This is a genomic window from Nocardia sp. NPDC049526 (assembly GCF_044465765.1).
GTDB lineage: Bacteria > Actinomycetota > Actinomycetes > Mycobacteriales > Mycobacteriaceae > Nocardia.
In genome coordinates this window covers 1-13,494 of the sequence record NZ_JBITMA010000019.1, presented here as the reverse complement: position 1 = coordinate 13,494, position 13,494 = coordinate 1, and the positions used below count along the sequence as shown (strand labels likewise).

Below are 13,494 nucleotides of genomic sequence, written 5' to 3'. Positions count from 1 at the left end.
TTCAGACGCCCAGCGAAGCCAGCACACCGGTGAGCGCGGCCTGCATATCCGGCGCCTCGATGCGCATGAGCACCGTCTCGTCCACCGCGCTCAGATCCAGCGATTCGTCATTGGCCAGGCGGAATTCACGTTCCTCCTCGGCGGATTCGATGATGTTGCGCACGAATCGACCGTTGCCCGCGAGATCGATGCCCCGACGCGGCCGTCCGCTCTGGTCGACGCGCTCGGTCTCGTACAGCCGCCCGCATGCCTCGATCAGCAGTTCCATTGCCCCCTCGGACAACTCGGAATCGCGCGAGCGGGCGATCAGGCTGCCGATCTGGCCGAGTTCGGTCGGGGTGTAGGACGGGAACTGCAGGCGTTTGGCGAAACGTGAAGCCAGACCGTCGTTCGCGGCGAGCAGCCGGTCGATCTCGCCGTCGTAGCCCGCGATGATGACGACGAGCCGGTCGCGGTCGTTTTCCATCCTGGCCAGCAGCGTATCCACCGCCTCGCGGCCGAAGGCGTCACCACCCTGCAGACCGGTCTGGATCAGCGTGTATGCCTCGTCGATGAACAGCACACCGTCCATCGCGGTATCGATCAGTTTGTCGGTCTTGATCGCGGTGCCGCCGAGATTCTGGCTGACGAAGTCCACCCGCTTGGCCTCGACGACCTTATCGGTCTTGAGAAGACCCACGCCGCAATAGATTTTGGCCACCACCCGGGCAATCGTGGTCTTGCCGGTGCCGGGTGGACCGGTGAAGGCCAGGTGGTTGCCGCGGGCCATGCTGGCCATACCCTTCTCGGCTCGGATCTTGGCCAGCTGCGCAGTCGCCTGCAACTTCGCGACCTGCGTTTTCACCGATTCGAGGCCGATCTGGGAATCCAGTTCGGCGCGCGCGTCGGCCAGGATCTTCTTGGCGCGGTCCTCGGCGTCGGAGGTCTGCATCGCCTCCACCGAGGGCGCCGACGCCGGATCCCAGCGGTCGGTGCGCGCGTCGATCGACTCCTTGGTGGTCACCGTGAGCCGGTAGGTGCGATCGCGCATTGCTGCGGTATTCGCGGCGAAATCCGGTGCCTGCGAATACACCTTCTCGAAAAGGGCTTGGGCCTCGGCCTCTTTGCCGGTCTCGCGCAGGCACAGGCCGCGGCAGAACATGGCGGTGGTCCGGGCTGCCGGGATCGGGCCCGCCTCGGCCTGTTCCAAGCGCCGGATGGCCTCGCCGAACAGGCCGAGCTGGGCACAGGCCGAGCCGACCATCACATGTGCGCCAGCCGCCAGATACGGGTCGTCCCATTCGGCGGATCCGGCGAGCACAGCCATCACATCGGGCCAGCGTTGGGTGTTGAAGTGCAGTACGCCACGGATATACCCGCAGATCCGGTCGTCGATCTCCCGATCGGTATCCGAGAGCATCGAGGCGCGATGGGTGGCGAGTTCGTCGAGCACCCGTTCGGCCTCGTCGTACTCCTTCTCGGAAATCAACTGCGCCGCTTGGGCCAGCCAGATTTCGGTGTAACCGGCCAGCGGGTAGTCGATGTAAAGCCCGGCCAGGAAGCGTCCGGCCAATGCCCGCGGCGCCAGCCCCAACCGGCGTTGCTCACGGAAAAGTGTTGTCCCACTGTTCTTGTACAGGTTGTAGAGCACCTCGGTGGTGACCTCACCCGCCGCGGCCCGGCCCAGCCAGGCGTCGCACATCGTCGGATCCCACTCGGTGGCACGCTGAAACGCCAGTTTCGCGTACTCGAGATCGCGAGCCGATTCCTGTCCGTCGATGGTCAGGCCCAGCGACAGGATTCCGGCGTCGAAGGCCCGTTGTGCTTGGCGGTTGCCGGTCATTGCTGTCAAACCCCGAAGTGTTGGTTGGAGCTATTTTTTTGTTGCGCGATTGTCCGCGTGCATCTTCCGACCAGCTTAGCGATCGCGTCGGATCGGCTCGTCCGATACATTATGTTTTGCTACCGATAGGTTGCAAAGTGTGCGACGACCACATGCGACGGGGGGAACGTTCGTGCGAGAGTGGATCCGAGTCGTAGAGTTGGTTCGACAGGTAGGAAACCGGGCGCAAGTGTTTGGATCGTTTCGTAAAGAGCTGGGGTCGGTGCGCAATTGACCGAACCATTGAGCAGCGGCACTCGCGCCGCCGAACCCGAACTGTGCCGAGTCTCCGTCATCGGGGGAAATACCCAGCTCGATGTCGGGCTTCCGGCGACCGTGCCGATCGCCACATTTATCGGTGATCTCGTCGCCCTGATCGAATCGCGCAATCCCGATGTGGTGGAGAGCGACGACGGCGGCACCCCACTGCATACCGAACACTGGACCCTGGCCCGGCTGGGCCGTGACGCCATCGCACCGAGCCGCAGCCTCACCGAGGCCGAGGTGTTCGACGGCGAACTGCTGATGCTGCGCTCGGTCACCGCGAAGGAATCGCCCGCGCTCTTCGACGATGTCATCGATGCGGTATCTCGGCTCACCAGTGTCGATTTCCGCGGCTGGTCGCCCACTGCGGCCCGGTGGACCGGTTTGGTCGCCGCGATGTCGGCGGTCCTGCTCGCGCTGCTGTTGCTCGCCGCTGGGCGTGCGCACGGCGGTGGTCTGGCCGCGCCTTTCCTCGCGACCGGTGTCGCGATCATCGCTGCCGTCGCCGCGGGCATCGCGGCGCGTAAGTACGCGGATCAATTGACGGCTACCTGGTTGTCACTGTGTGCGCTGCTGTTGTTCTTCGGCGGCGCAGCATTATTCGTGCCAGGCGATCTCGGCAGTCCGCACCTGCTGCTCGGCTGTTCGGTCACGCTGGTGGCCGCGGCTGTGATCTATCGCGCCACCGCGACCGGTGCCGCGCTCGCCGCGTCCGCGGTGACCGTCGCACTGTTCGGCGGAATCGCCGCATCGGTACGGATGATCTGGGATTTCGACCTGCCCAAGATCTCCGCCGCCATCTTGGTGGTCGCCATCACACTGATCTCCGGGGTGCCGCGGCTGGCGGCGGCGCTGGCCCGGCTGCCGATCCCACCGGTGCCGACCGCGGGCGGCGCGATCGATCCGGCCGATCACGAACCGCGCCCCACCATCGAAGGCATCGGCGCGATCGGCGCGACGGCACTGCCCTCGGCCGCCGGACTCGGTGAGCGGGCCAGGGCCGCCAACCAGTACCAGACCGGCATGCTCATCGCCTGCGCCATTGCCGCGGTCGTCGGTGCGCTCGGTGCCGCCGATCCGCTGGGATCCGCACGCTGGCAAGGGATTACGCTCGCCGTCATCGCAGCGGTGGTCATCGGTCTGCGCGGCCGTTCCTTCGCCGACCTTGTGCAGGCCGGTGCGCTGATCGCGGGCGGCTGCGTCATCGTCGTCGGTCTGATCACGGGACTTGCCCTCGGCGATTCGGATCTGCTGCTGCTCGCGGGTGTGCTGCTGCTGGCCTTCGCGGCGGGTGTGCTGGTGTTCGGCGTGACCGGTCCGCATCTCGAGGTGACGCCGGTGACCCGCCGAGCCATGGAGATCACCGAATATCTGCTGATCGTCGCGGTGATCCCGCTGGTGCTGTGGATCATGGGAGTTTATTCGATGGCCAGGAACATATGACTGCTCGGGCGAGCAAGCCCGGCTGGCGGCGCAGGACCGGAATCATCTGCGCTGCAGCGGTTCTCGGCGCATCGGTGTTCGGTTGGTCCGCTCCGGCAGGTGCTGTCCCGCCACCGGCCATCGATCCCGGTGCGCTCGGCCCGGCCCAGGCGCTCAGCGGTCGGCCCGCGCCCTTGGGGCCGACCGAGCAGAAGGTCGTCTGCGCCGAACTGTCGCTCATCGGTGGCCCGCCCGCGGAGCCGCCGCTGCCGCAGCGTGTGCTCGATCTGCCGGCGGCTTGGCAATTCAGTCGTGGTGCGGGACAAAAGGTTGCGGTCATCGACACCGGCGTGAACCGGCATCCGCGACTGCCCGCACTGCAAGCCGGCGGCGACTATGTCTCGGACTCCGATGGCACCGTCGACTGCGACGGCCACGGCACCCTCGTCGCCGGCATTATCGCCGCGCGCCCAAGCCCGGGCGATGCCTTCGTCGGTGTCGCGCCCGATGCCGAGATCCTCACCATCCGCCAGTTGAGCACGCACTATGAGCGAAAGGATCGCGCGGGCGGCGATCAGCCGCCGGATGCCATGGTGCGCTCCGGTTACGGCAGTGTGCTCGCCCTGGCCGCCTCGGTGGTTCGCGCCGTCGATATGGGTGCCACGGTTATCAATATTTCCGAAGTCTCTTGCAGCGCAGCCGGAACCGACACCGCCGACGTTCCGCTCGGTGCCGCGGTGAAGTACGCCTACGACCACAACGTCGTGGTAGTCGCCGCGGCGGGCAATGTGGAGAACGGCGGCGCATGCGAGAAGCAGAACGATGGTGACGGCTGGGACAACGTGCAGACGATCGCCAGTCCGGCCTGGTTCCAGCCCTACGTCCTGACCGTGGCCTCGATCGATCCGAACGGCTCGCCATCGGCGCTTTCGCTGCACGGGCCGTGGGTCGGCGCGGCCGCCATCGGCCGCAATATCGTCTCGCTCGACAATAAGCCGGGCGGTACCGGACTGGTCAACGGCGCGGTCACCCAGGAGGGCACCGGAACCATCCAGGGCACCAGTTTCGCCGCACCCTATGTCGCCGGACTCGCCGCACTGGTCCGGTCCCGATTCCCGGAACTCACTGCCGGACAGGTGATCGATCGAATTACCCGCACCGCACAAGCGCCCGGCCCGGGCCGCGACGATCGGGTCGGCCACGGCCTGATCGATCCGCTGGCCGCACTCACCGCGCAACTTCCGGATAAACCGGTGAGCGTCGGCGCCGATACCCCACGTGTCATGGCGGCCCCGGTCCATCCTGCGGGACCCGATCCGCTGCCGCGCCGCATCGCGATCATCGGCTCGGTCACCTGTCTGATCGTGCTGGGACTCGGTGCGGCACTGTCGATTCCGTTCCGGCGCGCTCGCGGTTCCGCCGATCTCGAGTCCGAAGTAACAGAGCAGTAGAGGGACCCATGGCTACCGAAGGTTTCGTGCGCCGCCCCCGCATCGCCCCGCCACGCGCACCGGGCGGTGAGGTGGCGTTGAATTCACCGCCGGAAATCCAGCGCGCTCTGCCAGGACCACTGATCATGAAGTTGATGCCGGTGATCATGGTGGTCGCCGTCGTCGGCATGATCGCGATGATGGTGATGATGGGTCGCAACCTGCTCGCCAACCCGTTCATGATGATGTTCCCGATGATGATGCTCATGTCGATGGGCGGCATCATGCTCGGCATGCGGGGCAACGGCCCCAAGGGTGCGGGCGAACTCAACGAGGAGCGCAAGGACTACCTCCGCTACCTGGACCAGATGCGCAAGGACGTCCGCCGTACCGGCATTAAGCAGCTGGAATCGCTGATCTGGAGTCATCCGGAACCGATCGATCTGCCGTCGGTGGTCGGCACCCGCCGGATGTGGGAGCGCAGGCCGAACGATCCGGACTTCGGACATGTGCGCGTCGGGGTGGGCAGCCACCGTTTGGCGACCAAGTTGGCGCGTCCGGAAACCGGCCCGCTGGAGGATCTGGAGCCGGTCTCCACCGTGGCGTTGCGCCGTTTCGTACGAACCCATTCGGTGGTGCACCAGCTGCCGACCGCCGTGTCGCTGCGGGCCTTCCCGGCCATAAATATCGGTGGCAACACCGAGGAAGCCAGGATGCTGGCGCGCGCGATGCTGATGGAGCTCACCGCATTTCACGGACCGGACCACGTCGCGGTCGCCATCGTCTGCGCCGATCCGGACGGTCCGGCCTGGGATTGGGCGAAATGGCTGCCGCACCTGCAACATCCGACCGTCCGCGATGGCATGGGCTCGGCCAGGATGATGTACGGCTCGCTGGCCGAACTCGAAACCGCACTCGCCTCCGAACTGCTCGAACGCGGCCGCTTCATGCGCAATCCGCAACCGACACAGGGCCGTTTGCATCTGGTGGTCGTCATCGATGACGGCTACGTCAACGGCTCCGAACGCCTGATCAGCGAATCCGGTCTGGATTCGGTCACGGTGCTGGATCTGACCGCGCCCGAGAACGGCCTGGCCGCCCGGCGCGGTCTGCAATTGGTCGTCGGCGACGGTGCGGTGAGTGCGAAAAGCGCTGCGGGAACCGAGAAATTCGCCACGGCCGACGAGGTGAGCGCGGCGGAATCCGCCTCTTTCGCCCGCAGCCTGGCCCGGTTCCGTATCGCGACCGCCGCACAGATCGTCAGCCTCGGCGACGACACCAGGACCGATCCGGGACTGATGGCGCTGCTGAAGATTCCGGACGCGGCGCAGATCGAACCGTCGCGGGTTTGGCGTCCGCGCACCGCGCGTGAGCGGCTGCGGGTTCCGATCGGCGTCACCCCGGACGGCACCCCGGTCGAAATCGATATCAAGGAATCCGCCGAGAGCGGTATGGGTCCGCACGGATTGTGCATCGGCGCAACGGGTTCGGGCAAATCCGAATTCCTGCGCACCCTGGTGCTTGCCATGGTGACCACACACTCGCCGGACGCGCTGAACCTGGTGCTCGTCGACTTCAAGGGCGGCGCGACCTTCCTCGGCCTCGACTCGCTGCCACACGTCGCCGCGGTCATCACCAACCTCGAGGAAGAACTCTCGATGGTGGACCGCATGAAGGACGCGCTGGCCGGTGAGATGAACCGCCGCCAGGAATTGCTGCGCGCCGCAGGCAATTTCGCCAACGTCACCGACTACGAGAAGGCACGCGCGGCGGGCGTCGCACTCGACCCGCTGCCCGCACTGTTCGTCATCGTCGACGAGTTCTCCGAATTGCTTTCGCAGAAGCCGGATTTCGCGGATCTGTTCGTGATGATCGGTCGCCTCGGCCGCTCGCTGCACGTCCATCTGCTGCTGGCTTCGCAGCGACTCGAGGAGAACAAGCTGCGCGGACTGGACTCGCACCTGTCCTACCGAATCGGTCTGCGCACCTTCTCCGCCAATGAATCCCGCGCCGTACTCGGTATCACCGACGCTTACCACCTGCCAGGCATTCCGGGCTCCGGCTATCTCAAGAGCGATGCCGACGATCCGCTGCGGTTCAACGCGACCTATGTGTCCGGGCCGTATGTGTCACCGAGCGGCAGCCGACAGGTGGACGGCCGGGTGGTCGGCGGTCAGTCGCTGACGGTGTTCACCGCAGGACCCGTCGAGGCCAAGGCGCGGCCCGAACCGGTGCGGATGGAACTGCCCGATCTGCCGCCGCCTCCCGGTGCAGAGCCGGAAGAGGAGGAGCCGCAGGGCGGCGGCGTTCCGGAGACGCTGCTCGAGGTGGTCGTGAAGCGCCTTACCGGACACGGCCGTCCGGCGCACGAGGTGTGGTTGCCGCCGCTGGACGAATCGCCGACAGTGGATATGCTGCTGCCCGATCCGGATTGGCGCTCCCCGGTCAACCGGCACGGCCAGCTGTGGATGCCGATCGGCATCATCGACAAGCCCTACGAACAGCGCCGCGATGTGCTGACCATCCAATTGGCCGGTGCCCAAGGCAATGTCGCGGTCGTCGGCGGTCCGCAGTCGGGTAAGTCGACCGCCATTCGCACGATCGTCATGGCCGCCGCGGCGACGCACAGCCCCGAACAGGTCCAGTTCTACTGCCTCGATTTCGGTGGCGGCAGCCTCGCCGGTCTGTCCGGTCTGCCGCATGTCGGTTCGGTCGCGGGCCGCCTGGACGGCGATCGGGTGCGCCGCACCGTCGCCGAATTGACCACGCTGATGCGCCAGCGTGAGGAGCGCTTCGCCGCACTCGGCATCGAATCCATGGTGGACTTCCGGCGCCGCAAGTACTCCCAGATGGAGGCCCGGCTCATCAACGGGACCGAGGCCGATCCCAACGATCCGCTCGCCGCCGACCAGTTCGGCGATGTCTTCCTGGTCATCGATGGCTGGGCGGCCATGCGCGAGGAGTTCGAGGCCGTCGAGCCGCAGATCACCGCCATTGCGGCACAGGGTCTTTCGTACGGTATCCACTTGATCATCGGCGCCGCGCGCTGGGGCGAGATCCGGCCCAATGTGAAGGATCAGATCGGCACCCGCGTCGAGCTGCGGCTCGGCGACCCGACGGATTCCGAAATGGGCAGGCGCACCGCCGCTCTGGTGCCGGTCGGTCGTCCCGGTCGCGGCCTCACGCGCGATGAACTGCATATGCTCATCGCGCTGCCTCGGCTGGATTCCGATTCCGATCCGCAGACCCTGGCCGAGGGCGCCGCCCAGGCCAGAGACCAGATGCAGCAGCTCTATCCGGGCCGCCGCGCCCCCGAGGTGCGCATGCTGCCATTGCAGATCAGTCGCGACGAGGTCGTGGCGATCGCGCGCAAACACGAGGTCGAACTCGGCCCGACCAAGGTGCTCGTCGGGCTCGGCGAGAACGAATTGGACCCGTTCGTCCTGGATTTCGGCAAGGAGCCGCACTTCATGGCCTTCGCCGACGTCGAATGCGGCAAGACGACACTGCTGCGCAATATCGCCATGGGCATTACCGAGAACGCGACACCGGAGCAGGCCAAGATCATCTTGATCGACTACCGCCGCAGCCTGCTCGGCGTCGTCGACGAGGCCCATCTCGGCGGCTACTCCACCTCATCGCAGACCTGTGGACCGATGGTCAACGAACTCGCCCGCTACATGTCCAAGCGCATCCCGGGCTCCGACATCACCCCGCAGCAGTTGCGCGAGCGCAGCTGGTGGTCCGGACCCGAAATCTATTTGCTGATCGACGATTACGACATGATCACCGCGGGCATCAATCCGCTGCTGCCACTGCTGGAGTACCTGCCGCAGGCCCGCGATATCGGTCTGCACGTGGTCGTCACCCGACGTACCGGCGGCGTTTCGCGCGCGCTCTACGACAACGTGCTCGGCGGTATGAAGAACCTCTCCGTCGACGCGCTGATCATGAGTGGCCCCAAGGACGAGGGCAAGCTGATCGGTGACGTCCGTCCGATGAAGCTGCCGCCAGGGCGCGGCATCCTGGTGTCACGCAACCGCGGTCAGGAGATGGTACAGATCGCCTATCTGCCGCCGCTGTGAGCCTCTGGCGCCGGTTGTTGCTGCACCTGGGTCAGCACCTGCGTCATCGGCTCGAAGGTCCAACTGTCGGAGCGGCGTTGGAACAGCGCGCGGGACGGTCCCGAGGTGGCCGGGCCCGCGATCCTGGCCAGGTGGAAGCCTTCCCCGCGGTAGTAGTCGTGTAGATCGGTATTGGTGGTCCAGGCATCGAGCCGGACCCAATGGCGTTGTCGTTGGCGCGCAAGCGATGCGGCGTGCGCCAACAGCCGGTGGCCGATGCGCTGTCCGGCGAAGCGGACGTCGACGATCATGTAATGGATGACCACCGCGTCGGCTAGCTCCCATGGCGACCACAGCCCCGGGTCCGAGCGGTCGTTGACGGTGATCGTCCCGGCCGGTTCCCCTGTCACCTCGGCAATCCAGGTTTCGCCCGCGTCCAGCGCTTCGCCGACCGCCTGTGCGAAGATCTCGATGGGCAGGCCGCGGCCCGCGACGGTCCACTGATCGGATCCGCGCGCGGAGAGCCACGCGGTGCGCTGGATCCGGAGTCGACAGATGGTGCGGAGATCGCTCAGAGTCGCCCGGCGGATGGTTTTCATGACTGCACCGTATTCATGGCGGAACGTTTTTCAAGGCAATGAGATACCCGGCCGGTAGGAGATGCCGAGTGTATGTCGGATCACGTTGCTGCCCTCGTCGTCGCCGAGTTCATAGGCCAGCCGGTTGCGGGTGGCGATCGACCGATGTCGGGTGGCCCTGGTGATGCGCTCGTGGTTGGCGCCGATGCGTAAATGGTCCAGCAGAATGGTGCCGGTCGCGACGCCGAGAACGATGGCTTCCTCGGCGCTGGCCGGGCGGGCGGCGAGCGTGTCGCGATGCGCGGTCTCGGCGTGGCCGCGGTCGGCCAGTCGGCGTGTCGTGCCCTCCGGAATATCGTGTGGCGAGTCGATACCGGTAGCCTCGGCCAAGTCCCGTGGATAGAAACTGACCTCCCACGACCACGGCTCGTTGTCCAGGAACTGGACGACCGTCCTGGCCAGCACCCAGGAATCCTCCGGCACGCCCAGCCAGTGCGCCACCTCCGGATTCGCGGGTTCCATCTTCGCGCTGAACTCCTTGGTCGGTTCGCGACGTGCGGCGCGCGCGATCTCCTCGAAGATATCGTGGGCCGATTGCGGACGATCCGGACGAATGTGATCGGTGACAACCGATTCCAGGACTTCTTGGTTTCGGACGATGGTGCCACGGGAAGTAGCTGTGTAGACCAGATTTTCGGTTACCAACACCTGAATGGCATTGCGCGCGGTAGTGATCGAAACCTGCATTTGATCGGCCAGCTCGGTATGGCTGGGCAACCGATCACCCGGATTCCACTTGCCTGCGCGGATCTCCTCACGGAGGAGGTCTGCGATCCGGAGATACGTCGGACCGTCCGCCATCTTGCTCCTCGGTCAGTCGTGCAGGTAACGAAGTGTACTCTTCGTTACACCCTACGGCCGGGTAACGCTTGACAGGTGCCTTCAGAGGTTTATTGTAATGAACGTCCTGATCCAGGTGTTGTGCGGCGATGACGGCGAGGCAACGTGGCAGGTTCGGATTCATCAACGGTTGTGATGGCTCTTCCAGGCACACCGAGGTGTGTCGATTCGACGGTGCAGTCCTTGACTCCCGGACTACTTCCCACGTCGGATCTACTTGTTAGGGCGTGTCGCGGTCACCGAGTTGTCGGTGGTCCGCTGCTCTGGTTCGCCCGTGACCTGGCGATTCTGCATGAGAAACGGCTCGTCGGTCGTGGCGGATCGGTATCGACCGATCCTGCGACGATCCTCGAAATCGAGCGTCGCAGAATCGAATTGGTCATGGCGATCGACGATTGGGTGGCGCGCAGCGTCCCGCAGCACCGGCTCGGTGCGACGCTACACACCGAAACCGTCGGCTCGGTCATCGACCGGATCGCGGAGTCCTCGGTGCGCGCCCACCACGCGTTGATGACCCTGGACGCCCACGACGAACAGCTACATGTCGCGTGGCATCATCTGGCCGAATTGGCTGATGCCTATGACGATTTGGTGCGCGATGTGCTCGCGGGACGGCGGCGACTCCCGGAGTGGTGACGACCCGGGTTGGCGAGGGGCCGTGGCTTCCCCACCGGGTAGCCACGGCTTCTTGCCGATGCGCGGTGGTCGGCTCACCGGTGTCTGGTGTTGGGTGATAGGCACCAGCGCCCGTCCTCGGCCTCGCGGACCAAATCGCCGTAGGCGATCGACAATTCGGCCAGTCGCGTCCATGCCACGTGCATATGTTCGCCGGTCAGATCATCGGTCATCAGCAGGTGGAAGGCGCGGTCGGCCGTGGCCGCGATGCGATCGATGATGTCGCCGAGTTCGGTATCGTGCCGGTCGGCGGTGCGTAGCGTCAGGTGCTCGGTTGCCCAGGTGTTGATATTGGCAACCAATTCTATTCGGAGACAGTCGATTACGGCAGCGCACCGGGGATGCTCGCGTCTTATGCGGTGCAACCGGACCAGATCCCGCGACCATCGGCAGACATGTCCGCGGACCTGTTTCCCGCTCAGCGCGCACAGCAGTTCGCTCGTGCTCGGCAATGCGGAGCCGACATTCGTGCGCACCAGCGTCGGAGGCCGACGAAATGTCGGATTACTACAGTGCGCCGGCGCGTTCACAGCGGTGCGGTGAGCTCGAGGTGGATACCGTCGGGATCGCTGAAGGACAGGATCGCGATACCGAGCCCGTCCAGCGGCGTGACCTCGCCGTGTTCGATTCCGGCCTCGGCCAAACGGGCGGCGGTACGGGTCAGATCGTCGACCGAGGGCACGGTGAAGCTGAGATGGTCCAGTCCGACGCGTTCGGAATCGAATTTATCGGTCGGTTCGGCCACCGGGCGTAGTCCGAACAGCATTCCGTTCGTTTGGAATACGACGCCGCCGTAGAACTGGGCCGGATCGGTGCGGACCTGCGGATCCTCGGGACGGCCCGGCGACTCCACCGCGATCTCGAAACCGAGCACGTCGCGGTAGAACGCCTTGGAGCGGTCGATATCGGTCACGGTCAGGCGGATGTGGTGGATACCGGTGGTTTCGATGATCGTCATATGAACTCCGCAGGGCAGGCCGGGTAAGTAGTACGAACAGTAAGCCGCTTATTCCACAGTTCCGAGTGTCGGAAACGACATATTCAGTACTGTTTGCGACATGGATGTTGCGGTCTTCGTGCAGGACGGCGTCGCCGACCTCGGACTCACCGCCGTACTGGAGACCTTCGCGACCGCCAATGGTCTACGCGAGGAACTGGATGCGGCTCCCGATCCATGGCGGGTGCACATCGTCGCCGATGGCGAACAAGTGCTTACGGCGCACGGGTTCCGCGCGCAGACGACGCCGATAACCGAACTGCCCGACGATGTCGGTCTGATCGTCGTCCCCGCAACGCGCGTCCTGGATGCGGATGGGCTGATCGGCGTGGTCTCCGCACCCGCGAATCGGCCGGTGCTGCAACTGATGACGCGGGCCTACGAATCCGGCGCGCACCTCGCCGCGGCCTGTACCGGCACCTTCTACTTGGCCGAGGCAGGTGTGCTGGACGGTGTGGTGGCGACGACGAGTTGGTGGCTCGGCCCGGCCTTTCGGCGCCGATATCCGCGCATCGACCTGGACGAGAGTCGAATCCTGTGCCGGGCCGATCGTCTCACCACCGCGGCGGCCTCGCTATCGCATATCGACCTCGCGCTGGCGCTGATCGCCGCGCAGAGTCCGACCCTGGCCGAGCTGACCGCCCGATATCTGGTGGTCGGCGATCGCCGCATGCAGAGCGACTCCGCGATTCCCGAGGTGATCGCCCGCAACGACTCCCTGGTCGCCGCATTCGAGCGCTGGGTGCGCGACCACGTCGCCGACCAGTTCCGCATCGCCGACGCGGCGCATCTGCTCGGCGTCACCGAACGCACGCTACAGCGCGCCACCCAAGCCGAAATCGGAATGTCGCCACGGGATTTCGTGCACGAGGTCCGGTTGGAACGCGCCACCCAACTGCTGCGGACCACAACCCTGACCATCGACGCGATAGCGGTCAAGGTCGGCTACCTGAACGCGGGCACACTGCGCGGACTGTTCCGCCGCCGTCGCGGGCGGTCGATCGCGGAGGTACGCGCGTCCAGGTTGTCTTGGTGAGTCGCCTGATTACGGCATCGGTGACCAGGACGGAGTGTGTTTTAGGGGTGAGGGGTTGGCGGCTGGTGTTGTGTTCGAGTCGTTGAGGCGTATGTGTCGCAGGGGTGGGTCTCGGCGAGCTGAGGTGCGTGCGTGGGGTGCCGACGGACTCGCCACCAGTAACCACCATGGAGCGAGTCTTACGAGCGAGGAGTTCGCGGCCCGTCTCGCGTCCGAGTCGTCGAAGCGCATGCGACGAAGTCGCGAGTCTCGACGGCTCGGACGCGA

At 65.5% G+C, this 13,494-nt stretch carries 10 protein-coding genes; 5 read left to right on the top strand and 5 right to left on the bottom strand.

Annotated features, from left to right (window positions below; genetic code table 11):
• Position 1: 1 nt before the first annotated feature.
• Positions 2-1,822, bottom strand: coding sequence for a type VII secretion AAA-ATPase EccA (gene eccA / locus ACIBW7_RS38180; RefSeq protein ID WP_397055333.1), 1,821 nt, complete (start codon positions 1,820-1,822; stop codon positions 2-4).
• A 270-nt stretch (positions 1,823-2,092) separates the two neighbouring features.
• Between eccA and eccD the strand changes: the two genes are divergently transcribed.
• The 3 genes from eccD to eccCa are packed head-to-tail and all read left to right on the top strand — an operon-like array spanning position 2,093 to position 9,062.
• Positions 2,093-3,568 (top strand): type VII secretion integral membrane protein EccD, encoded by a 1,476-nt coding sequence (gene eccD / locus ACIBW7_RS38175; RefSeq protein ID WP_397055165.1) that lies wholly within the window; start codon positions 2,093-2,095, stop codon positions 3,566-3,568.
• A complete protein-coding gene (gene mycP / locus ACIBW7_RS38170) occupies positions 3,565-4,998 on the top strand; it encodes a type VII secretion-associated serine protease mycosin (protein WP_397055163.1) in 1,434 nt (477 codons plus the stop codon). The genes eccD and mycP overlap by 4 nt, the downstream gene beginning before the upstream one ends.
• An 8-nt stretch (positions 4,999-5,006) precedes the next feature.
• Positions 5,007-9,062 carry a type VII secretion protein EccCa gene (gene eccCa / locus ACIBW7_RS38165; RefSeq protein WP_397055161.1) on the top strand — a complete coding sequence of 1,352 codons (4,056 nt, stop codon included), beginning with the start codon at positions 5,007-5,009 and terminating at the stop codon, positions 9,060-9,062.
• On the opposite strand, the gene ACIBW7_RS38160 is transcribed toward eccCa, so the two are convergent.
• Both ACIBW7_RS38160 and ACIBW7_RS38155 read right to left on the bottom strand, forming a co-directional pair.
• Positions 9,044-9,640: a GNAT family N-acetyltransferase gene (locus ACIBW7_RS38160; RefSeq protein ID WP_397055159.1), complete on the bottom strand. Its 597-nt coding sequence runs from the start codon at positions 9,638-9,640 to the stop codon at positions 9,044-9,046. The genes eccCa and ACIBW7_RS38160 overlap by 19 nt on opposite strands.
• 30 nt (positions 9,641-9,670) lie before the next feature.
• Positions 9,671-10,480, bottom strand: a complete 810-nt coding sequence (locus ACIBW7_RS38155; protein ID WP_397055157.1) for a GntR family transcriptional regulator — start codon at positions 10,478-10,480, stop codon at positions 9,671-9,673.
• A 174-nt stretch (positions 10,481-10,654) separates the two neighbouring features.
• On the opposite strand from ACIBW7_RS38155, the gene ACIBW7_RS38150 reads away from it, so the two are divergent.
• Entirely contained in the window at positions 10,655-11,155 is a 501-nt protein-coding gene (locus ACIBW7_RS38150) for a DUF4254 domain-containing protein (RefSeq protein ID WP_063046526.1), read from the top strand.
• A 74-nt stretch (positions 11,156-11,229) separates the two neighbouring features.
• On the opposite strand, the gene ACIBW7_RS38145 is transcribed toward ACIBW7_RS38150, so the two are convergent.
• On the bottom strand, positions 11,230-11,496 hold the full coding sequence (locus tag ACIBW7_RS38145; protein ID WP_397055155.1) for a hypothetical protein: 267 nt from the start codon (positions 11,494-11,496) through the stop codon (positions 11,230-11,232).
• Positions 11,497-11,720: 224 nt separating this feature from the next.
• On the bottom strand, positions 11,721-12,152 hold the full coding sequence (locus ACIBW7_RS38140; protein WP_397055153.1) for a VOC family protein: 432 nt from the start codon (positions 12,150-12,152) through the stop codon (positions 11,721-11,723).
• 100 nt (positions 12,153-12,252) lie between these two features.
• Here ACIBW7_RS38140 and ACIBW7_RS38135 point away from each other — a divergent pair, with 100 nt between their 5' ends.
• A complete protein-coding gene (locus tag ACIBW7_RS38135; protein WP_397055151.1) occupies positions 12,253-13,227 on the top strand; it encodes a GlxA family transcriptional regulator in 975 nt (324 codons plus the stop codon).
• Positions 13,228-13,494: the final 267 nt, after the last annotated feature.